The organism is Spartinivicinus ruber, from assembly GCF_011009015.1.
Taxonomy (GTDB): domain Bacteria; phylum Pseudomonadota; class Gammaproteobacteria; order Pseudomonadales; family Zooshikellaceae; genus Spartinivicinus; species Spartinivicinus ruber.
The window spans coordinates 3386971-3407615 of sequence record NZ_CP048878.1 but is presented as its reverse complement, the minus strand read 5'-3'; the positions used below and the strand labels follow the sequence as shown (position 1 = coordinate 3407615).

General features: G+C 44.0%; 22 protein-coding genes. 15 read left to right on the top strand and 7 right to left on the bottom strand.

The features are described from left to right. Positions 1-14: 14 nt before the first annotated feature. Positions 15-269, top strand: coding sequence for a (Na+)-NQR maturation NqrM (nqrM, locus tag G4Y78_RS15735; protein ID WP_163833932.1), 255 nt, complete (start codon positions 15-17; stop codon positions 267-269). 336 nt (positions 270-605) lie between these two features. Next, a complete protein-coding gene (sthA, locus tag G4Y78_RS15730; protein ID WP_163833931.1) occupies positions 606-2000 on the top strand; it encodes a Si-specific NAD(P)(+) transhydrogenase in 1395 nt (464 codons plus the stop codon). A gap of 69 nt (positions 2001-2069) precedes the next feature. Here the strand turns inward: sthA and G4Y78_RS15725 are convergent, their stop codons facing one another. The 3 genes from G4Y78_RS15725 to G4Y78_RS15715 are packed head-to-tail and all read right to left on the bottom strand — an operon-like array spanning position 2070 to position 3685. Then, the gene (locus G4Y78_RS15725) at positions 2070-2798 is read right to left on the bottom strand and encodes a glycerophosphodiester phosphodiesterase (RefSeq protein ID WP_163833930.1); all 729 of its coding nucleotides are present in this window, start codon (positions 2796-2798) and stop codon (positions 2070-2072) included. A gap of 9 nt (positions 2799-2807) precedes the next feature. Next, positions 2808-3095, bottom strand: a complete 288-nt coding sequence (locus G4Y78_RS15720) for a hypothetical protein (RefSeq protein WP_163833929.1) — start codon at positions 3093-3095, stop codon at positions 2808-2810. Beyond that, the gene (locus G4Y78_RS15715; RefSeq protein ID WP_163833928.1) at positions 3092-3685 is read right to left on the bottom strand and encodes a PilZ domain-containing protein; all 594 of its coding nucleotides are present in this window, start codon (positions 3683-3685) and stop codon (positions 3092-3094) included. The genes G4Y78_RS15720 and G4Y78_RS15715 overlap by 4 nt, the downstream gene beginning before the upstream one ends. A 125-nt stretch (positions 3686-3810) precedes the next feature. Between G4Y78_RS15715 and G4Y78_RS15710 the strand changes: the two genes are divergently transcribed. Then, entirely contained in the window at positions 3811-5055 is a 1245-nt protein-coding gene (locus G4Y78_RS15710) for a lipoprotein-releasing ABC transporter permease subunit (protein WP_163833927.1), read from the top strand. After that, positions 5048-5749, top strand: coding sequence for a lipoprotein-releasing ABC transporter ATP-binding protein LolD (lolD, locus tag G4Y78_RS15705; RefSeq protein ID WP_163833926.1), 702 nt, complete (start codon positions 5048-5050; stop codon positions 5747-5749). The genes G4Y78_RS15710 and lolD overlap by 8 nt, the downstream gene beginning before the upstream one ends. A gap of 52 nt (positions 5750-5801) precedes the next feature. On the opposite strand, the gene G4Y78_RS15700 is transcribed toward lolD, so the two are convergent. After that, entirely contained in the window at positions 5802-6110 is a 309-nt protein-coding gene (locus tag G4Y78_RS15700) for a hypothetical protein (protein WP_163833925.1), read from the bottom strand. A 45-nt stretch (positions 6111-6155) separates the two neighbouring features. Further along, a complete protein-coding gene (locus G4Y78_RS15695) occupies positions 6156-6695 on the bottom strand; it encodes a DUF2062 domain-containing protein (RefSeq protein ID WP_163833924.1) in 540 nt (179 codons plus the stop codon). A gap of 110 nt (positions 6696-6805) precedes the next feature. Here G4Y78_RS15695 and G4Y78_RS15690 point away from each other — a divergent pair, with 110 nt between their 5' ends. The 8 genes from G4Y78_RS15690 (at position 6806) to murB (ending at position 13830) form a co-directional block, all read left to right on the top strand. Then, positions 6806-9139: a DNA internalization-related competence protein ComEC/Rec2 gene (locus tag G4Y78_RS15690; RefSeq protein ID WP_163833923.1), complete on the top strand. Its 2334-nt coding sequence runs from the start codon at positions 6806-6808 to the stop codon at positions 9137-9139. 42 nt (positions 9140-9181) lie between these two features. Beyond that, positions 9182-9814 (top strand): MotA/TolQ/ExbB proton channel family protein, encoded by a 633-nt coding sequence (locus G4Y78_RS15685; RefSeq protein WP_163833922.1) that lies wholly within the window; start codon positions 9182-9184, stop codon positions 9812-9814. Beyond that, positions 9811-10236, top strand: coding sequence for an ExbD/TolR family protein (locus tag G4Y78_RS15680; RefSeq protein ID WP_163833921.1), 426 nt, complete (start codon positions 9811-9813; stop codon positions 10234-10236). Before G4Y78_RS15685 ends, G4Y78_RS15680 begins: the two co-directional genes overlap by 4 nt. An 83-nt stretch (positions 10237-10319) precedes the next feature. Next, positions 10320-11354 (top strand): tetraacyldisaccharide 4'-kinase, encoded by a 1035-nt coding sequence (gene lpxK / locus G4Y78_RS15675; protein ID WP_163833920.1) that lies wholly within the window; start codon positions 10320-10322, stop codon positions 11352-11354. Continuing rightward, positions 11347-11532: a Trm112 family protein gene (locus G4Y78_RS15670; protein WP_163836491.1), complete on the top strand. Its 186-nt coding sequence runs from the start codon at positions 11347-11349 to the stop codon at positions 11530-11532. Before lpxK ends, G4Y78_RS15670 begins: the two co-directional genes overlap by 8 nt. Positions 11533-11571: 39 nt before the next feature. Then, positions 11572-12348, top strand: coding sequence for a 3-deoxy-manno-octulosonate cytidylyltransferase (kdsB, locus tag G4Y78_RS15665; RefSeq protein WP_163833919.1), 777 nt, complete (start codon positions 11572-11574; stop codon positions 12346-12348). Beyond that, a complete protein-coding gene (locus tag G4Y78_RS15660; protein WP_163833918.1) occupies positions 12341-12820 on the top strand; it encodes a low molecular weight protein-tyrosine-phosphatase in 480 nt (159 codons plus the stop codon). The genes kdsB and G4Y78_RS15660 overlap by 8 nt, the downstream gene beginning before the upstream one ends. After that, entirely contained in the window at positions 12820-13830 is a 1011-nt protein-coding gene (gene murB / locus G4Y78_RS15655; protein ID WP_163833917.1) for a UDP-N-acetylmuramate dehydrogenase, read from the top strand. The genes G4Y78_RS15660 and murB overlap by 1 nt, the downstream gene beginning before the upstream one ends. Before the next feature lie 95 nt (positions 13831-13925). Here murB and rne read toward each other — a convergent pair whose 3' ends face one another. Next, positions 13926-16679 carry a ribonuclease E gene (rne, locus tag G4Y78_RS15650; RefSeq protein ID WP_163833916.1) on the bottom strand — a complete coding sequence of 918 codons (2754 nt, stop codon included), beginning with the start codon at positions 16677-16679 and terminating at the stop codon, positions 13926-13928. Positions 16680-17350: 671 nt separating this feature from the next. Between rne and rluC the strand changes: the two genes are divergently transcribed. Genes rluC through sppA form a run of 3 tightly spaced genes read left to right on the top strand, consistent with a single transcriptional unit; the run spans position 17351 to position 20001 of the window. Further along, positions 17351-18283 carry a 23S rRNA pseudouridine(955/2504/2580) synthase RluC gene (gene rluC, locus G4Y78_RS15645; protein ID WP_163833915.1) on the top strand — a complete coding sequence of 311 codons (933 nt, stop codon included), beginning with the start codon at positions 17351-17353 and terminating at the stop codon, positions 18281-18283. A gap of 30 nt (positions 18284-18313) precedes the next feature. Further along, positions 18314-19006 carry an HAD-IA family hydrolase gene (locus tag G4Y78_RS15640; protein ID WP_163833914.1) on the top strand — a complete coding sequence of 231 codons (693 nt, stop codon included), beginning with the start codon at positions 18314-18316 and terminating at the stop codon, positions 19004-19006. A gap of 17 nt (positions 19007-19023) precedes the next feature. Next, positions 19024-20001, top strand: coding sequence for a signal peptide peptidase SppA (gene sppA, locus G4Y78_RS15635; protein ID WP_163833913.1), 978 nt, complete (start codon positions 19024-19026; stop codon positions 19999-20001). 49 nt (positions 20002-20050) lie between these two features. On the opposite strand, the gene G4Y78_RS15630 is transcribed toward sppA, so the two are convergent. Beyond that, entirely contained in the window at positions 20051-20641 is a 591-nt protein-coding gene (locus G4Y78_RS15630) for a Maf family protein (RefSeq protein WP_163833912.1), read from the bottom strand. Between the last annotated feature and the right edge of the window lie 4 nt (positions 20642-20645).

Sequence of the window (20645 nt, the reverse complement as noted above, 5' to 3'; positions counted from 1 at the left end):
TTGAGGTATTAAAGATGACTATCTTTCTGGCATTTTGTTTGATGCTGCTGATTGTAGTTGCTATGGCTGTGGGTGTGATCATGGCAAACAAGCCTATTAAAGGCTCTTGTGGGGGTATCAGCGCTTTGGGCATGGGAACTGCCTGTGATATTTGTGGTGGTGATCAGGCGAAGTGCGATAAAGAAAAACAACAGCAACAGCTTGCCCAGTCCAGCATAGAAGATGACTTGTTTTACAATGCCAGCCCAAGTCGCTCACCAGAACGCTAATTTATTTGTGTATAGCCTAAGTCATCAGTAGCTGACACTTGGGATGTAAGCCTCCGTTATGCCCTTGTGCTGGTTAATCAAATTTAAAGCTATTGATAGCTGATGAAATATAGCCAATGCGAATGATTTTTAGGGTGGCTGTCGAGCGATGAAGCTCCATGAGTTTATATTTTTATAAATGATTGTTTAATGCTGTATAAGCTGCATTTACACCATCCTTGGGCTGAGCGACGATAATAAACCCTAAAGATCACTCGCGATGTTTAAAGTTGGGCTATAAGACAACAAATAAAAAGAAATCAGTAACAATTAATTGATGTTGGAGTTTTTATAATCATGGGTGTAACGAACTATGATGTGGTGGTGCTAGGTTCCGGGCCTGCTGGCGAAGGGGCAGCAATGAATGCTGTTAAGCTAGGTAAGCGAGTGGCCGTGGTGGAGCAGTCAGCACTGGTGGGGGGGAACTGCACTCATTTAGGGACGATACCATCGAAGGCATTGCGCCACTCAGTCAAAGAAATTATATCATTTAACACGGATCCGATGTTTAGAGCCATTGGTGAACCTCGTTGGTTCAGTTTTCCCAATGTGCTGAAAAAAGCAGAAAGTGTCATCAGCAAGCAAGTAAAGTCACGAACCCAATATTATGCACGGAACCGGATTAATATTTTATTTGGGCATGGTAGTTTAATTGATCAAAACACGGTTGAAGTGGTGCAACATAATGGCTCTATTGAGCGACTGGTAACCAAGGATATCGTAATTGCCACTGGCTCAAGGCCTTATCGACCTAGCAATGTGGATTTTAACCATGAGCGGATTTATGACAGTGATACTATCTTGCAACTGAAGCACACCCCTCGTCGTATTATTATTTATGGTGCTGGGGTTATTGGCTGTGAATATGCCTCTATTTTCAGTGGCCTTGGGGTTAAGGTTGATTTAATTAATACCCGTGATCGTTTGCTGTCCTTTTTGGATGATGAAATTTCTGACGCACTCAGTTATCACTTGCGTCATCAAGGAGTACTGATTCGCCACCGAGAAGAGTATGACAAAATCGAAGGTACTGATGATGGCGTGGTGTTGTACTTAAAATCAGGTAAAAAAGTAAAATCCGATGCTTTGTTGTGGGCTAATGGCCGGACGGGTAATACGCAAGAAATGGGGCTGGAAAATGTCGGAATAGAGCCTAATAGTCGTGGGCAGTTGGAGGTCAATAAACATTATCAAACCTCTGTTGAAAATATTTATGCAGCAGGTGATGTGATTGGTTGGCCTAGTTTAGCCAGTGCAGCTTTTGATCAGGGGCGCTCAGCTGCAGGCAATATTGCGGCAGAGAATGACTGGCGGTTTGTTGATGATGTACCTACTGGCATTTACACCATTCCAGAAATTAGCTCAGTGGGCAAAACAGAACAGGACTTAACGGCAGAAAAAGTACCTTATGAAGTAGGGCAAGCTAACTTCAGATCCATGGCTAGAGCACAAATCAGTAATGAACCTGTAGGGATGCTGAAAATTTTATTCCACCGGGAAACATTGGAAGTATTAGGAATTCACTGCTTTGGTGATCGGGCCTCTGAAATTGTCCATATCGGTCAAGCTATTATGAGTCAAAAAGGTGAAGCTAATACCCTGAATTATTTTGTGAATACGACCTTTAATTATCCTACGATGGCGGAAGCTTATCGGGTGGCAGCGTTGAATGGGTTGAATCGACTGTTTTAAAGCACCTTATAATAACTTTTAGCTATTTTTTGCCTCTCCCTCTAGATAAAAAAAGAGGAGGAGGCAAAACTATGCTGCGTCCTGAAACAATTCCATTAGCTCACTAGGACGGTCAGTAATTAAACTACTGACCCCTCGAATAGCTGCTAACTTCCTTGCTACCTCTAATTCATTGACTGTCCATACTGATACGGTTAAACCTGCATTAGTGGCGGCTTTGACTCGAGCTGAAGAGCAGAGTATCTGATCAAGGCATAAATACTGGCAACCAAGTTTTTTAGCGGTGTGGATGGGGGGAGGGAAGGAATACTCGACTACTAAACCACGTGGCTGAGGGCTTTTCAGTCGAACTAAGGTTGTCAAACAGTGGCGGTTAAGTGACGTTAAAATTAAGTTAGTTTTGCCCTTATATTGTTGACAAAATTCATGGGTCGCTTCTGCCACTGCGTACGCCTCAGCGCGATTATCTGCTTTCATTTCTAGCTGGATACTGTTGATTTCAGGGCATGCATTAAGTAGGTCTTTCAGTAGCGGCACAGGGCATGCCTGGTCCCAGAGCGGGTGGGCAAACTGAGCATTTAGCTGGCTTAGTTCTTTTGCAGTTAATTTTGCCACTTTACCACTACTGTTGGTGGTGCGATCGACAGTAGCGTCATGGATTACCACTAGTTGGCCATCTTTACTCAGTCGTAAGTCTAGCTCGAAATCGAGTATTCCTAGGCTAATGCCGTGTTTAAACCCAGCGATGGTATTTTCTGGAGCCTCGTCTCGGGCACCGCGATGACCAATTAGTTTCATAGAGGTTCGCTACTCTTGTGAGGTTCGATTAGCTACGCTGTGCAGCACCGTATCATTTTCAAAATAGACGGTAAAATTAGCATAGCGCCAGGTTGAAATAACTGGGTTGCCAACAGCCGTTTTTTCAGAGGGTTGGCCATATTGCGTAAGAACATCTTGTTGCTTCATGCCATGACGTGGTTGTGATTGGTTTTGGCTGACTTGGGCATGTTGGCCGACGGTGAGTTCTTGAGCGCTAGTGACACATGCCAGGCATAAAAGTCCACTGGCTAGGGTGGCCTGAATAAGTGTTTTCATGATGACGACTCCTGCTTAGAGTGTTCCAGTTGCTGTCGCCGTTGCTTGGCTTGGTATTGAATGATGTGTTTAGCCAGCAACTGGCGATCGGGCTCAAGTATATGTTTAAATGTGATTCTGTAGTGATAACCAGTTTTAATTTTGTCACATTTTACTACTTTCCCTGAGATCAACAAGCCAGTATGACTAGGCAATAAGACCAATTTAATCGCAATAAATTGATCTGCAGGCAGAGACTCTGCGTGATCAAAGCTAATACCACTTTCACTAAGACTAACTTTTACTTTAGGTAAGTTGAGTAGTTCGCTACTACAGGAGGCGACGGCATTACCCATGAGTTGAAGGCGCCGGTCTATATTCTTTAAGTATTGAGCGATCGCACGATTCTTATCATTAATAATTCTCAATAAGTGATGGGCTTCACTCTCTAGAGTTTGCAGGTTGCTGGATAAGTGAAAGATTTCAGCTTCGCCATTAAAAGGGAAGTGCTTTGAGTCAGGCTGATAGCTGTCATCCATCACCTGATAACTCATTGCAACAATGTCATCGATTCGATAAAAATCGCGCCGATCCGCCAGTTCTTCTGGCATAATAACCGCCCTGTTAATTATTTGGTAACTCCATTAACATTTTAGCCCGAATCTTTCATAACGTTTTGCTCAATCTCGCTTAGTCGTTGATTGTGAAATATCTGGGCTGTAAGGCAAAAGACTTCATGTTCAAACCATTACCGTTTTTTATTGGCTTGCGTTACACCGCAGCCAAGCGACGCAATCGTTTTATTTCCTTTACCTCGCTTATTTCCTTTTTAGGCTTAGCCCTGGGGGTTTGGGTATTGATTGTCGTGTTATCAGTGATGAACGGATTTGACCGGGAACTGAAACAACGCATTCTGGGTATGGTCCCCCATGCCTCCATCACGACAGCCCAAGGTACCATTGAAAATTGGCCTGAGCTGATTAAACAGGTTGAACAGTCACCTGATGTGGTGGGAGCAGCCCCTTTTATTAGCGCTCAGGCCATGCTTACTCAAGGTGGTCATGTAAAAGGTGCCTATATTCAAGGGATTAGTCCTGATGATGAAAGTAAAGTCTCAATTATTGATGAGCATATGGATGCAGGCAAGTTAGCTGATCTAGCGCCTGGTGAGTTTGGCATCGTTTTAGGGGATATTTTATCTCGCCAGTTGGGGGTGAGTGTTGGGGATAAGGTGACGTTAATCCTACCTGAAGCGTCCATTAACCCTGCGGGTATTTTCCCTAGGCTAAAGCGATTCAATGTGGTCGGTATCTTTAGTGTGGGTGCCGAGTTGGATGCCAGCTTGGCCTATATCCATTACAAAGATGCAGCCAAATTAATGAGAATTGAGAAAGGCGTTTTAGGTATTCGTTTACAGCTTAACGACTTATTTAAGGCTCGTGAGGTCGCTTGGAATGTAGCGAGTGAGTTACCTGGTCGCTATTACGTGCGGGACTGGACGCGTACCCATGGTAGCCTATTTCAAGCGATCCAAATGGAAAAAACAATCGTAGGACTTTTGTTGACCCTCATAATTGCAGTGGCTTCCTTTAACATAGTCGCCACTCTGGTGATGGTAGTAAATGATAAGCAGTCAGATATTGCTATTTTAAGAACCCTTGGCGCGACCACTCGCACAGTCATGGCCATATTTATGGTTCAAGGCGCTGTCATTGGAGTATTAGGCACTTTGCTGGGAGTAGTTACTGGGGTAATTACTGCGCTTAATTTGCCCTCCTGGATTAAAGCCATTGAAGAGTTGTTAAACTTTAAATTTTTAGACTCAAGTGTGTATTTTATTAGCTATTTACCCTCCGAATTACAGTGGCAGGATGTTGGCTTGATTGCCTGTGCAACCCTGCTACTGAGCTTTTTAGCCACTATTTATCCTGCATTCCGTGCCGCTAACACCCAACCTGCAGAGGCTTTGCGTTATGAGTAGTCATTCAGTACTAGTGTGTCAGGACTTAGCCAAGTACTACCAGGAAGGCCCTGCAACAGTTGAAGTAATCAAAAACGTTAACTTTCAGTTAGAGGTTGGAGAGCGGGTCAGTATTGTGGGTAGTTCTGGCTCAGGTAAAACCACGTTGTTAAATTTACTAGGAGGGTTGGATACCCCTTCTAAAGGAAGGGTATTGCTCGATAACCAGGATATTACTCTGCTTAATGAAAACCAGAGAGGGTTGGTTCGTAATCGTAGCTTGGGGTTTGTATATCAATTTCACCATTTATTGCCAGAATTTTCTGCTGTCGAAAATGTTGCCATGCCATTATTGATGCGCAAAGAAGTGTCTGTAAAGGAAGCCAAAGCAGGTTCAATCAAGCTGCTGGAACAGGTGGGACTATCCCACAGGCTACAGCATAAACCTGGTGAGTTGTCGGGCGGTGAGCGGCAACGGGTAGCAATAGCGCGTGCTTTAGTCACTCAGCCAAAGTGTGTATTGCTAGATGAACCGACAGGAAACTTGGATCAGCATACAGCACATAGTATCCATCGGTTGATGCATGATCTTAGTCATTCGGTGAATACGGCTTTTGTAGTGGTTACCCATGATTTAGGGTTGGCCCAACAAATGGATCGAGTATTAAAGCTGGAAGATGGGCAGTTAGTACCAGTTAAAACACATCAGGAGTAGATGCTTTCTTATTGAAAAGGGCTGTCAGCAAAAGCTAACGGCCCTTTTTTTGTTATTCATCATCAGTGGGCTGATTCAAGTAAGTACTTGGGTCAATGGCAATGCCCAGTGAACGTTTATCAATTCGTTTAATTTTACCTACCTGTTGGTAACGAAAAACAACTTTATCACCCACATTAACATCAAGTACTTCTTCGGGGCTTAAGTAGTTATATTCTTCTCCATCCACCGTTAATGTATGAATATAATAATCTGGCATGCCTAGCCATTCATTATGAGGCCCATCAGTCACAATATTTTCTAGAGTGCCTCGGCCTTGTTGTTTAGGGTTTTTACGCCTCGGATTAAAACGCTTATTCATAATGCAATAACTTCTAGAGTTCAGAAAAATTTAATGGTTGGGTGATTAGTTCTTGTCGTGTTGATTAGGTTGCCGCTTTTTTTTGCGATGTAACCATGACTTGGTGACATGCCAGCGCCAATACAAACGAACTAATAAATAGCTGACCAGCCCTAACAGGATGCCACTAATAATAGAGCCGAAATATAATGGTTGCCATATATTAGCAAACTGTTTACTGATCCATTCTGTCGTGAATTCCATTTCCAATTCAAGTACTGGCGTATTCAGTAAATAACAGCCTATCTTATAGGTAAAGTAAAAAATAGCTGGCATGGTTAACGGGTTGGTTATCCAAACCAGTACCACAGAAATAGGTAAATTACAGCGAAAAATAAAGGCTAAAAAAGCAGCAACGACCATTTGGAAAGGAATTGGAATAAAAGCACAAAATACTCCCACAAAAAAAGCCATTGAAACAGAACGGCGGTTTAAATGCCAAAGATTAGGGTCGTGAATTCGGTGACCTAAAAATCGCTGAAGAGACTTATTACCTTTAATAATGTCTGGATGGGGTAGGTAGCGCTTGATTAGTTTTTTGGGCATTGATGGGCTCTGCTAGATCACTACAAAGTAAGAAGCCTATTTTAAGGTGTTAACTGCATGGCCTTCTTAAACACGCGTATTATGCATTTATTTTAAATGGTTCTCTACAGATGCACAGAAGTCTGATTGCATTTTCTTTTGGCTGTGTACTGGTGGCTGCTTTACCTTCCCTTAATCAATGGTATCTGTTTACGGGTTTGTTCTCTTTAATTGTAGTGGTTGTAATTAGTTTGCGAATTCGCCGTGGTTGGTTGGTGAGCCTAGTCAGTTTTGTATTGGGGTATTGCTGGGGAGTAACTTATGGACTGATAGGGCTAGCAGAACGGTTACCAAATTCACTTGAGCGTCAATCTTTACTCATCACTGGCCACATTGTCGGGATGCCCCAACAGCGAGCCCATGGATATCGCTTTGATTTTAAAGTGGTGAATATTGCAAGTCCTAGCCGACAGCCAGTGGTTGATGCCTACTTTCCTCCTAACAAACTAAGACTGTACTGGTATCAACAATATCAAACATTAATGCCAGGGCAACGCTGGCAGTTGTTAGTCAAACTCAAGCGTCCCCACGGCTTTGCTTCGCCTGGTGCCTTTGACTATGAAGGTTATTTATTTCGGTTAGGTATTGATGCCACGGGTTATGTTAGTCGCAGCAAGCAAAATAAACTCTTGGCTTGTTGTGAATGGCTAACCTGGTTTGATCAGTGGCGCTGGCAGCTGAAGCAGCACTTTACCCAGCAATTAGAAGAAGAGCCGGGGTTAATCCTGGCATTATTACTGGGCGACCAGTCTGCAATTCTCCCCAATCAGTGGAGTGCTCTAAATAAGACAGGTACGACACATTTGGTGGTTGTATCTGGGTTACATATTGGCCTATGTGCGCTGTTAGGGGGGCTGGTTGCCTCAGTGCTAGTCAAGGTAAGACTATTGCCTTTAGTTATTACAGCCAGGCAATGGGCGATTGGTACTGGTTGGCTATTAGCAACTGGGTATGCCTTACTAAGTGGTTTTCAGCTACCTGTTCAACGCGCCTGGATTATGTTGACTATTGGGGCTATTGCTTTTGTCGGGCGTTGGCAATTTCAACCATTGAGCTATTGGTGGGTAGCTTTATTTTTTGTATTGCTATGGCAGCCACTCGCGGTCATTAGTGCAGGGTTTTGGTACTCTTTTGTTGCTGTTGCCGCGCTATTGCTGGCATTCAGTCATCGTAGACTGGTTAGTGGCATTGTGCCTGTATGGATTAAACCCCAGTGGATTGTTTGGATTGTTTTACTGCCATTATTTATACACTGGCAGCAAGTCAGTGTTTGGTTTTCCCCTTTAATTAACTTACTGGTCATCCCCCTTTTGGGGTTTGTGGTAATGCCTGCTTTGCTGTGTGCAATAGTGGTGGCCAGTTTTTCTGAATGGGGCTGGGTTGGCTTGAAAGTGATCAACTTGGGGTTGGCGGAAGGTGTTAATATGCTGGCCCAGTTGGCTCAACTGTCAACGACCGATCAAACTGTGCTGAGTTTAGTACCACTGGGAGTTGTGTTATTCGCACTGGCCTGGCTATTACCAGCAGGATTACCTGGCCGTGCTGGGCTGTTATTAACAGGGGTTTTGGTAAGCTGTTTCAAGCCCATGACGGCCATTTTGCAAACCGGCCAGTTTCGTTTCACGCTGTTTGATGTGGGGCAGGGATTGGCGGCCCTGATTGAAACGAAAAATCATCGGTTGATTTATGATACTGGGCCACAATGGAACCCTCGCTTTAGTACTGTGGGTGCGGTTATTTTGCCTTTTTTTAAACAAAAACAAATCAATCAACTGGATAAGCTAGTGATTAGTCATGCTGATCAAGACCATAGTGGTGGATTAACAGAGTTAAATAAGGCTGCATTGATTAAAGCTGTTGAGTCAGGTACAGCTTCAGAAATAACTATGAGTAAGTCAGTGCAATCCTGTCAGGCAGGGCAAAGCTGGCAGTGGGATGAAGTTACTTTTCGTTATCTAGCAGGGTCTGAAGGTAATAATCGGAACGAGCAATCCTGTGTATTGCAAATAATAGCGGGGAATAGCCAGCTGCTACTGACAGGAGATATTTCCACACGACTAGAAAATCAACTGATAAATAACTGGCGGCAGCAATTACAATCTACAGTGTTGGTCGCTGCTCATCATGGCAGTTATTATGCTACAAGTGTATCCTTTGTTAATCAGGTTAAACCAGTGGTTGTATTGTTTTCGGCGGGTTATCAAAACAGTTATGGTCACCCGAATAAAAAATTAGTCAAGCGGCTGCAACAGTCAGGAATCGTTACCTACAATACAGCAGATGAAGGGTCAATTCAGTGGTTGTTTGATAAAGCAACAAAGCCTGCTTTAATAATGCGCTATCGCCTTGATTATCCTAGATATTGGTCACAAAAAGTTAGCGCTAGGCTATTCGGTCGCTTATAACTTTATGTTAGAGTTGGCCCAACATTCATAAGGGGAGATGTCGTGAAAGAACTCATTGTAGCCGGTGGCTGGTTGATGCTGCCAATTCTTATTTGTTCTATTCTTGCCTTGGCTATTATTATCGAACGTGCCTGGACGTTAAGGCCCTCAAAAATTGCACCAAAACATACGTTAGCCTTGGTTTGGAAATGGATTAAAAATAAACAGCTTGACAGCAAACGCTTAAAAGAACTTAAGGGAAGTTCTCCATTAGGGCAAATCCTGGCTGCAGGGTTAAGTAACTCCAAGCATGGACGTGAAATTATGAAAGAAAGTATTGAGGAGGCGGCTTCGGGGGTTATTCATGACCTAGAGCGTTTTCTCAATAGTCTGGGCACCATTGCAGTGATCACACCATTACTTGGTTTGCTAGGGACTGTTATCGGCATGATTAAAGTATTTGCCGAAATTCAGATTTCAGGTACAGGTAATGCTGATGCCTTGGCTGGTGGCATTTCAGAAGCCCTGATCACAACTGCAGCGGGGCTGACCATTGCTATTCCGGCAATGATTATGCACCGTTTTTATGTGCGCCGGGTTGATGAGCTGGTCATCGCTATGGAGCAAGAAGCCACTAAGTTGGTGGAAGTTCTCCACGGCGAACGTGAAGTGGATTACAGTGAGGTAGGCAAGTGAAGTTTCGTAGGCAAGCAGCCGAAGAGGTTTCTGTTAACCTCACCCCATTAATTGATGTGGTGTTTTTGCTGCTGATTTTCTTTATGGTAACCACCACATTTACCAAAGAAACCCACTTAAGTGTTGATTTACCAGAAGCTACTGGTGAGCCTGTTGAAAACCAACCTGATCAGATTGAAATTTTGATCAGCAAAACAGGCGAGTATGCTGTAAATGCTAAATCACTAGTTAATACGTCAATTAAAACGCTGAAAACGGCTTTACGGAAGGTGTCTAAAGGCAACAATAAGTTACCTTTAGTTATCACCTCTGATGCCAATGCACCTTATCAGGCGGTAGTGACAGCAATGGATGCTGCAGGTCAACTCGGGTTTGTTCATTTAAGTATTACTACCCAAGAACAATCAGATAAAGACGAATAACTGGCTAGCTGATTTTCTTATTACCTCAGTCGATATAGGCCAGCCTTGTGCTGGCCTAAGCTTTTTATAATTTTGGTGAATCCATGAACTGGCTAGTGAATGCCTGGTATCAACCGGATCGTCATCTGTATTGGTTAGCTCCTTTAAGGCTGCTGTATCAGCAGGTTGTGAAACATAAAAGACAGCGTTTTCTTTGTGGGACAGTAGCTGTTTGGCAACCTCCGGTGCCTATAATTGTAGTGGGTAATATTACTGTTGGAGGAACAGGCAAAACGCCTTTAGTGGTGGCTATTGTTGAGCAGTTGAAAGAGTGGGGCTATACGCCAGGTATTATCAGCCGGGGTTATGGAGGGAAAGTCGATCATTACCCGCTGTTTGTTAATTCTGATAGCAATCCCATGCTGGCAGGAGATGAACCCGTTATGCTTGCGCAACTGACGGAAGTACCAGTCATGGTTGCACCTCAGCGCGTAGAAGCAGCTAAAGGGTTGCTGACCCAGTTTCCTGAGACTGATATCATTGTTGCTGATGATGGTCTGCAGCATTATTCATTAGGCCGGGATATTGAACTGGTAGTGATTGATGGCGATCGAGGTCTGGGAAATGGCTATTGCTTGCCCCAAGGACCACTACGTGAGTCTCCAAAGCGGCTTGAGACAGTAGATTTTGTGGTTGTTAATGGCTCCAAACCGTTATTAAGTGTTCCGTTAGCTCAGCAGTCAATGACATTATTACCGGAATATTTAGTACAGTTACAAAATGGAAAAAAATACCCGCTGGCTGAAGTAAACATGAGTGATTTTAAGCTAGTGCACGGAGTGGCGGGCATCGGAAATCCTGCTCGTTTTTTTACAACCTGTGAATCGTTGGGAATGCGGGTGATACCTCATTCTAAAGCTGATCATGCACCACTAGCAGCAAAAGATATTCATTTTGATGACGACTTGCCTGTGATAATGACCACTAAAGATGCTGTGAAGTGCAGGCCTTTTGTATCCGCCAACCATTGGAGTTTGATGGTAACAGCCAAACTGCCTGATACCTTTTGGCAACAACTAAAGGTAAAGGTTGAACAAGTACGATCGAAAAAGGTTAACCACAAAGAATATGTTGGATAAGAAACTGCTTGAGATTCTTGCCTGCCCCTTATGTAAAGGGGAGTTAAAGTACGATGACGAGCACCAAGAGCTGGTTTGTCGTCATGATGCACTGGCTTACCCTATTCATGATGGAATCCCGGTTATGCTAGAACATGAAGCGCGAACTCTCACCACAGATGAAAGATTAAGTAAATAGTTCAATCAGTTATTTTAGCTAGTTAAAGTTATTTCTCTTATGACATTTACGGTTGTTATCCCTGCTCGCTATGCATCAACGCGGTTACCTGGTAAACCTTTATTGCGTATTGGCGAAAAGCCAATGATTCAGCATGTTTACCAACAAGCACTACAAAGCCAAGCCACTCGAGTGGTGGTTGCTACTGATCACCAGGGGATTGCGGATATTGTTAACGGTTTTGGTGGTGAGGTTTGCTTAACAGCGGATAACCACCCCTCAGGCACTGATCGAGTCGAAGAGGTGGCTAGAAAACTGGCCCTGACTGATGATGAGGTGGTGGTTAATATTCAAGGGGATGAGCCGTTAATTCCGCCAGTGGTGATCAATCAGGTGGCTAGCTTGCTTGGCTCACAACTTGAGTGCGAAATGGCAACATTGGTGGATCAGATTACTGAAGTTGATGACTTGTTCAATCCGAATGTTGTAAAAGTGGTATTAAATGCACACGGAGAAGCCAGTTACTTCAGCCGTGCCCCCATACCTTGGGGACGAGAGCACTTTAGCCTATCCGAACTGCCTAAAAAACTACCTGTTGGACCATTTTATCGGCACATTGGTATTTATGGTTATCGGGCTGGGTTGCTGCATCGCTATGTTAACTGGCCTGTAGCACCTACTGAGCAGCTGGAATGCTTAGAGCAATTACGAGCTTTATGGCAGGGCATCAAAATAGCCGTTGCTCAGGCGGAAGTGGTGCCTCCTCCAGGAGTTGATACTGAAGAGGATTTGGCTAAGGTACGGCAATGGGTGGAGGGAAGCTCAAGTCATGGTTAGTGTGATGTTTGTTTGTCTGGGCAATATCTGTCGTTCTCCAACGGCTCATGGTGTATTTCAACAGATGGTAGAGACGGCAGGATTAGCAGCGCATATCCAGGTAGCTTCTTCTGGAACGTCTGCTTACCATATTGGCGAACCACCTGACCGGCGGGCTCAGCAGGCAGCAAAGCAGCGGGGCTATAATCTGAGTGGGATCAGTGCTCAGCAGGTGAGCTTAGATGATCTTGAAACCTTCGACTATATTCTGGCAATGGATAAAAGTAACCTAACTGCGTTGAAGCAGTTAGCACCGGTTAATCACCATAGAAAGCTCAAGCTGTTTATGAGCTTTGCTCAGCTACAGCCTCATACTCAGGAAGTACCAGACCCCTATTATGGCGGAACAGATGGTTTTGCTCAGGTGCTGGATTTAGTGGAAGTGGCTGCACAAGGGTTGTTGCAGCAAATCAGGCAGGAATATCAGTTGTAATGACCTTGTCAGTAAAGCGTCAGGTCGCTTTGCAGTCTCATCATACGTTGGGCTGTCCTGCGACTACAGAATATTGGACTGAAGTACGCTCTCTTAATGAACTAGTAGAAGCTTGCCGGTATGCAAAAACGCATCAGCTGAACCTTCTTCCTTTGGGAGGAGGCAGCAATGTGGTGTTTACTCAACCCTTCGAAGGGTTAATCGCCAAAATAGCAATTTTAGGCAAGCAAATAGGTAACAACCAGGGTGGTAAGGTGATAGTTGAGGCTGGTGCTGGCGAAAACTGGCACCAGTTTGTTTGCTGGACCTTGCAGCAAGGGCTTTCTGGACTGGAAAATCTGTCATTGATCCCGGGCACGGTGGGAGCAGCACCGATTCAAAATATCGGCGCATATGGTGTTGAGTTGAAGGAAGTGATGGATAAACTGTGGGCATTTAATAGGGAAACCGAGCAAATTAAGCAGTTTTCTGTTGATGAGTGCCAGTTTGACTATCGAGATAGTATTTTTAAACAGCCAAGTTCCCCTTGGATCATTGCTAAAGTTGCTTTTAAGTTAAGCGCTAAATTTCAGCCAAAGCTTCATTATCAACCCCTAAAGCAGTTATTGGATGGAAAATCAGTTACCCCACAACAAGTCAGTGATACGGTTTGCCATATTCGTGCAAGCAAGTTACCAGACCCCTCTGTTTTAGGTAATGCAGGAAGCTTTTTTAAAAACCCAGTTATTTCTTTGGAGCAATTTAAGGCTATCTATCAGGCTTATCCTGAAATGCCTCATTACCAGGCAGGAAGCCACCAAATTAAGTTGGCTGCAGGTTGGTTAATTGAGCAATGTGACTTTAAAGGGTTATATCAAGGTGATATCGGTGTGCATGAAAAGCAGGCGCTGGTGATCGTCAATAAAGGAAATGGCACAGGTCGTGAGGTAATGGCGCTGGCAAGCCAGATTGCTAAAAAGGTAAGTGAGCAGTTTGGGGTTCAGCTTGAGATTGAGCCGAGGGTTTACTGATATTTCTGTAAAATGTCTAATTATATTATTTTTTGACAGAGATAAAAAATCAGGAGGGCATGCCCTCCTGATTTAGTTTTTGCTACTCAAATATCTCAGCCTGTTTCTTCAGAATTCACTGTCGGCTGTTGAGCATCACCGCTTGTGCCTTTGTCTGCCGTTGCTTCTTTTTTGGCAGGCTTTGGTTCATCTTCACTAGGTGTCTTGATTTCAGTAACTAAAGAAGTGGTGAAGTTAATACGTGCTTCTTGTTCATCGCTAGACGTTTGCTCTGCTTTAGCTGGCGCTGTATTTGCTGCATCTCCTGTTTCTGGCTTAAATGTAACGTTTACTGCTTCTTGAGAAGAGGGCTCAGATTTTTGAGCTACAGCTTCTTGTTTAGCCTGCTGTTGGCGACGAGCCTCCCGTGGGTCGTTTAAAGCACGGCGTCTGCGACGTCTTCTAGAGTCTGCAGCATCAGTAGACTGGATTTCTTCGGTTATGGAAGCGGAAGCTGGCTGCTCTGCTGATTTTTCTGGCTGTTGAACAGCTGTCTCTACAACCTCTGGCTGTGTTTGCTGCTCAGTAGTCGTTGGCTTTGCTGCAGCAGTTGTTGCAGAAGCTACCGCAGTTTCCTCTGATTTTACAGGTCGCTGTACATCAGCAATAGTTGGTGCTTCAGTTGAAATGGCCTTAGCTTTAGCTGGTTCACTAGCCTCACTGGCAACTACCGGTTGAGCATCTTGTTTTTCCTCAACAGCTTGAGTTGTCGTTTCACCAAAGTCTCGGCCTCGTTGTGAAGGTCGATTGCTGCGACGCTTATTAGTGTTACCATTTCTAGGACGGCGTTTAGGTGCTTCACTTTCTACTGACTGTGAAGCAGCTTCTTCGTGACGACTTTGAGGAGCTGGCTGCACTTTTTCATCATAGCGAGGGGATTGCTGCCGGCGGGTGGGGCGCTCTTTTTTGTAACCAGTATCAGCCGTCGCGTCTGTGCTATTATCGCGATCGCGGTTTGGTTTGCTGTCGTAGTCCTGGCGGCCTCGGCTTGGTTTATTATCATAATCTGGGCGATTACGGCGAGCAGCTGGGCGCTCTGAACGAGGCTTTTGCTGCTGCTGGCGTTGCTGGGGGCGCTGCTGATTATAGCTACGTTGTTCTTTTACTGGTGGTTGTGCTGATTTGGCTGCTTCTTCAGAGCTGAAAATGCCTGATAAAGAGCTAACGATAGACTTAAATAGGCTAGGCTTCGCAGGCACGGGTGCTGGCTCAGTCGGCTCAATGTTTTTAACCGCCGCCTCAGGCTTAGGTGTGTTGCGAACTGTAGAAAACTCCACTTCGACAGGCTCTAAATCGCTAACGATTTCATAGCTGCTTTCTGTCGTTTGGGCTTGTACATGATCCTCTCTAAGACGTTGAACCTCAAAGTGAGGAGTATCCAAGTTAGGGTTAGGAATAACGACAACTCGAATGTCATACCGCTGCTCAATGTCAGTAATCAGTGAGCGTTTTTCATTGAGCAAGAAAGCAGCAATAGTGATAGGTACCTGGGTGCGAATCTCTGAGGTACGTTCTTTTTGGGCTTCTTCTTCAACCACACGGAGTATTGAAAGTGACAGTGAGCTGATATCACGGATTGAGCCTTGGCCATTACAGCGGGGGCAAACTACACCGCTGGTTTCACCCAAAGATGGGCGGAGTCGCTGACGGGACATTTCCATCAAACCAAAGCGAGAAATCCGGCTGACTTGCACTCGAGCGCGATCGACTTGAAGAAATTCGCGCATGCGATTTTCAACTTCCCGTTGATTGCGAATAGGCCCCATATCAATGAAATCGATAACTACCAAGCCACCAATGTCTCTTAACCGTAGTTGACGGGTAATTTCCTCTGCGGCTTCCAAGTTAGTTTGTAGAGCAGTTTCTTCAATATCACCGCCACGGGTTGCTCGAGCTGAGTTAATATCAATCGATACTAACGCTTCAGTGGGGTCAATGACAATCGAGCCACCAGAAGGTAGCTTCACTTCCCGTTGAAAGGCAGTTTCAATTTGGCTTTCAATTTGGAAGCGATTAAATAGAGGCGTGCTGTCATCATATAGCTTAATCCGGTTTTGGTATTGCGGAATCACTTGCTGAACAAACTTAAGAGCCTCTTGGTGAACAGTCGGGTCATCAATTAATACTTCACCAATATCCTGGCGCAGGTAATCACGGATAGCGCGAATGATGACATTGCTTTCCTGAAAGACTAAGAAGGGAGCCGGTTGCTCTGCTGAGGCTTCTTTGATGGACTGCCAGATTCTCAGCAAGTAGTTTAGGTCCCATTGAAGTTCCTCATGGGTACGTCCCAAGCCTGCAGTTCTGATAATGACACCCATCTCAGCTGGGATTTCCAGCTTGCTTTTGGCTTCTCTCAGCTCAGCGCGCTCATCCCCTTCAATCCGTCTTGAAATACCTCCGGCGCGAGGGTTGTTTGGCATGAGGACTAAATAGCGACCCGCCAAACTTACCAAGGTAGTTAAAGCAGCTCCTTTATTACCACGTTCTTCTTTGTCTACCTGAACAATAATCTCCTGGCCTTCGGTCACAACATCTTTGATGTTAAGGCGACCAGGACCTTGGGGTGGGTTAACAAAGTATTCTCTGGCAATTTCTTTGAGAGGAAGAAAACCATGCCGTTCAGCGCCAAAGTCAACAAACGCTGCTTCTAAGCTTGGCTCAATACGGGTTATTTTTCCTTTGTATATATTGGCTTTTTTTTGTTCTCTAGAACCAGACTCAATATCTAAATCATATAACCGCTGACCATCAACGAGGGCAACTCTTAGCTCTTCCTGCTGAGTTGCGTTGATTAACATTCTCTTCATAGAGTTTTGTAGTACCTGTTTATTAATTAAATGCTAGCTAATTCAATAGGTCAGGCACCACCTATCATTTTGTTGTGTAGGCGCTATACCGCTGGCTGTCACTTTTCCTTCTATGATTGGTTGTCAGGTTAGCTTTAGGGTTACGATTTAACACTTGCGTAACGTTGTAACGACCTAGCTTTGCTGCTTTTACCAAGCGACCCTTACTTATCGGGCTAATCACCTGTGCGGAGCTTTTCTCAATGCGCAACTAAATATTGTTGAAGTTGCTAGCCATTTGGTCTGCTTATTAACGACAACCTGGCTCCACACGTACACAGAATCTGATATGGTGCGTCTATTGATTAGTAGCACATTTATAATACACACCTTATATAGGGTGATATTACTCGGTGTGCATGCCCTAATCTTAATAGTTTCAATTACTTACATGCTTTCAATCGGTTGCAGTATTAACACTATTAGTTATGTAATAGTAAGTAATAAGCTCATGCAACAGATTTCTGCAACTGGTTACTATGGTCTTAAATCTTGAGTGATTGCCATAACGTTTAACCAGTGACCTAATTATAGCAGGGGCCAAATATATCAGTAATTTATAAGTGCTTCAATTAATACAAAAAATGCTAAACTAGCGCCGTCAATATGGTTTAGCTATCCAAGAGTCGTACGTGAACCCTAACCAAACCGTCCAATATTTAACGATTGATTCTGAGCAAGCTGGTCAGCGGCTCGATAATTGGCTAACAACTCGCTTGAAAGGTGTTCCTAAAGGCAAAATTTATCGGATCATTCGCAAAGGCGAAGTCCGAGTAAATAAAGCAAGGGTAAAGCCTGAATATCGAGTAGTTGCCGGTGATATAGTGCGAGTCCCACCGGTTCGAGTCAGTCAAACTACGCCTAAAGCACAGCCACATCAAAAGGTTTTGCAGGATTTAGAGCAGTCGATTTTGTATGAAGATAGTCAGTTTTTAGTGCTGAATAAGCCCTCAGGGCTGGCAGTACATGGCGGGAGTGGCATTAGTTATGGCGTGATTGAAGGACTAAGAAAACTACGTCCCAACATTAAAAGTTTAGAGTTGGTTCACCGCTTGGATAGAGATACCTCTGGCTGTTTGCTCGTTGCTAAGCGGCGTAGCATGCTACGCTATCTGCATGAGATTATTCGCGAAGGCCATATTGATAAGATTTATCAAGCAGTAGTGCTTGGTCGCTGGTCAAAACGCCGTAAGCAAATATCAGCCCCCTTGCGCAAAAATGAACCAAGAGCAGGTGAGCGGATTGTAAAAGTAGACCCAGAGGGCAAACAGGCTTTAACTGAGTTTGAAGTAATACAGTATTATCCTGAGCTAACCTTGGTGCAAGCAAAGCCTATCACAGGCAGGACCCATCAAATTAGAGTGCATACACAGTATGCAGGGCATCCCATTGTGGGGGATGAGAAATATGGTGACTTCGCAGTTAATCGTCAGTTGAAAAGCAAAGGATTTAATCGGCTGTGCTTACATGCTGCCCAGTTAATTTTCGAGCTGCCTGATGGAACGTTATTTAATATTGAAGCTCCGTTGCCTGAGTCGATACAGCAGACACTTGCTCAGCTATAAAGTCAATGGGTAGAGTTTTTAGAGGTTGTAATGGATAAGCTGTTGTTTCAAGCTGAATTAAGTGTAAAAGAAAAAGCTAAGCACTATTCATTAATTGTATTTGATTGGGATGGTACTCTGGTTAATTCAATTAGTCGTATTGTCCATAGCCTGAGAATAGCCGCAGAAGCAAGTCAGCTGCCTGTATTAACTGAAGCTGCTTATCAGGATGTTATTGGCCTTGGTATGCCTGAAGCCACCATGAGATTATATCCAGAGCATCCTGATAGCCATGAGTATTTTCGTAATCAATATCGAGAATCTTATTTAATGGCAGAAGCCAAGCCAGCACCATTGTATTCAGGCGTTGAGCAAGGGCTGAGTGTTTTAAAACAAGCAGGCTATCGATTAGCAGTTGCTACTGGGAAAAGTCGCCGTGGTTTGGATAGAATGCTGGATCAGCGAAAATGGCATGACTTGTTTGAAGTGACTCGTTGTGCAGATGAAACCTGCTCTAAGCCCAATCCGCTAATGTTAAGAGAAATCTTGGTTGCCACTGATTTAGCCGCTGATCAGGTCTTGATGGTAGGAGACTCAGAATATGATGTGGCAATGGCGGCAGCCGCTAATATTGATCGTGTAGCAGTGACCTATGGGGTTCACACTAAGCAACGTTTAATGGATCATTCACCGGTAAAGTGTGTTGATCAATTTCAAGAACTGGTAAACTGGCTAGTAGATTAAATGGAGTTCTATTACGAATGAGTGAAGAGAAACTGGGTCTACCACCTGAAAAAGATCGCCAATGGGCGTTAATTGAAAATTTAGTGGGTGGAATTTTAGTTGAGCAACGCCGCTCCCGTCGCTGGGGGATTTTCTTTAAGTTGTTAACCTTTTTTTATTTATTTTTATTCCTGGTTTATGTCATCGCTATGGCTGCCAATATGAATATCAGTAAAGCGGCAAAAGGTGGTGAATATACCGCAGTGATTAATGTTAACGGAGTGATTGCCGCCGATGAGCAGGCCAGTGCAGACAATATTGTTACAGGGCTGCGTGCTGCATTTAAAGATAAAAAGGCTAAAGCGGTAGTGCTGCGTATTAATAGTCCAGGTGGTAGCCCGGTCCAATCTGGTTATGTTTATGATGAAATTAAGCGGCTGCGTGAGTTGCATCCAAATAAAAAAGTGTATGCTGTTATTGCTGATTTAGGGGCGTCGGGGGCTTATTATATTGCTTCTGCGACAGATGAAATTTATGCGGATAAAGCCAGTCTGGTTGGTTCGATTGGGGTAGTGGCTTCTGGTTTTGGTTTTGTTGAGGCTATTGATAAAGTAGGTGTAACCCGTCGGGTTTATACTGCCGGTCAGCATAAAGGCTTTCTTGATCCATTCTTGCCTCCTAAAGAAGATGAAACTGAGTTTTGGCAAGACGTACTTAACACTACGCATCAGCAGTTTATTAATAGTGTCAAAGAGGGTAGGGGGGATCGCCTGAAAGATGATCCAAAGCTATTCAGTGGTTTAGTTTGGTCTGGTGAACAGGCTGTATCACTGGGACTGATTGATGGTCTTGGTAGTACTAGTTATGTAGCCAGAGAGGTAGTTGGTGTTGAAGAAATTGTTGACTTTACTCCGCAAGAAAACCCATTTGAGCGTTTTGCGAAACAATTAGGTGCTAGTATTGGGGCAGGTATTAGCCAGTCACTTGGTGTAAATAGCACTATAAAACTTCAATAAATTAAATCTAGCTTTTTTCTAGGAAGGCTATTTTGCCTTCCTAAAATTTTTATAATACTTTTACTCCCATCTCTTCCAGCAAACTCACTAGCTTAATCAGCGGCAATCCCACCAGACTATTTGGGTCATCAGTTTCTAGTTTGCTAAATAGTGCAATTCCTAGTGACTCACATTTAAAGCTACCTGCACAGTCAAATGGTTGATCAGCTTGTAAATAGTGGTCAATTGCTTGGTCAGTCAGTTTTCTAAAAAGTACCTGGGTTTGAGAAACCTCATACAGATGGTGCCCATTAGCACTGTTCCAGATGCATAACCCAGTATAAAAAATAACGCGATTGCCGCTGCTTGCTTTAAGCTGTTGTTGAGCATTTTGAAAGTTACCCGGTTTATCTAAAATTTTGCCATTAAGGCTCGCCACCTGATCAGAACTGATAATTAAGTGGTTGGTATTTTCATAGCTTTCAGCAACTACAGCTGCTTTTGTAATGGTTAAGCGTTTAGTCAGTTGGCTAGGTGGCTCACCTACTAGAGGTTGCTCATCAATATCTGGTGAATGACAACGAAATGGGAGTTGAAGCTTGTTTAAAAGGGCTTTCCGATAAGGGGAGCTAGAAGCTAGGATTAGTTGAAAATCAGTCATTTGC

Excerpts from the sequence above, each read along its gene's own strand:
- nqrM (WP_163833932.1), top strand. The coding sequence starts at position 15 with ATGACTATCTTTCTGGCATTTTGTTTGATGCTGCTGATTGTAGTTGCT.
- sthA (WP_163833931.1), top strand. The coding sequence starts at position 606 with ATGGGTGTAACGAACTATGATGTGGTGGTGCTAGGTTCCGGGCCTGCT.
- G4Y78_RS15725 (WP_163833930.1), bottom strand. The coding sequence starts at position 2,798 with ATGAAACTAATTGGTCATCGCGGTGCCCGAGACGAGGCTCCAGAAAAT.
- G4Y78_RS15720 (WP_163833929.1), bottom strand. The coding sequence starts at position 3,095 with ATGAAAACACTTATTCAGGCCACCCTAGCCAGTGGACTTTTATGCCTG.
- G4Y78_RS15715 (WP_163833928.1), bottom strand. The coding sequence starts at position 3,685 with ATGCCAGAAGAACTGGCGGATCGGCGCGATTTTTATCGAATCGATGAC.
- G4Y78_RS15710 (WP_163833927.1), top strand. The coding sequence starts at position 3,811 with ATGTTCAAACCATTACCGTTTTTTATTGGCTTGCGTTACACCGCAGCC.
- lolD (WP_163833926.1), top strand. The coding sequence starts at position 5,048 with ATGAGTAGTCATTCAGTACTAGTGTGTCAGGACTTAGCCAAGTACTAC.
- G4Y78_RS15700 (WP_163833925.1), bottom strand. The coding sequence starts at position 6,110 with ATGAATAAGCGTTTTAATCCGAGGCGTAAAAACCCTAAACAACAAGGC.
- G4Y78_RS15695 (WP_163833924.1), bottom strand. The coding sequence starts at position 6,695 with ATGCCCAAAAAACTAATCAAGCGCTACCTACCCCATCCAGACATTATT.
- G4Y78_RS15690 (WP_163833923.1), top strand. The coding sequence starts at position 6,806 with ATGCACAGAAGTCTGATTGCATTTTCTTTTGGCTGTGTACTGGTGGCT.
- lpxK (WP_163833920.1), top strand. The coding sequence starts at position 10,320 with ATGAACTGGCTAGTGAATGCCTGGTATCAACCGGATCGTCATCTGTAT.
- kdsB (WP_163833919.1), top strand. The coding sequence starts at position 11,572 with ATGACATTTACGGTTGTTATCCCTGCTCGCTATGCATCAACGCGGTTA.
- G4Y78_RS15660 (WP_163833918.1), top strand. The coding sequence starts at position 12,341 with ATGGTTAGTGTGATGTTTGTTTGTCTGGGCAATATCTGTCGTTCTCCA.
- murB (WP_163833917.1), top strand. The coding sequence starts at position 12,820 with ATGACCTTGTCAGTAAAGCGTCAGGTCGCTTTGCAGTCTCATCATACG.
- rne (WP_163833916.1), bottom strand. The coding sequence starts at position 16,679 with ATGAAGAGAATGTTAATCAACGCAACTCAGCAGGAAGAGCTAAGAGTT.
- G4Y78_RS15640 (WP_163833914.1), top strand. The coding sequence starts at position 18,314 with ATGGATAAGCTGTTGTTTCAAGCTGAATTAAGTGTAAAAGAAAAAGCT.
- sppA (WP_163833913.1), top strand. The coding sequence starts at position 19,024 with ATGAGTGAAGAGAAACTGGGTCTACCACCTGAAAAAGATCGCCAATGG.
- G4Y78_RS15630 (WP_163833912.1), bottom strand. The coding sequence starts at position 20,641 with ATGACTGATTTTCAACTAATCCTAGCTTCTAGCTCCCCTTATCGGAAA.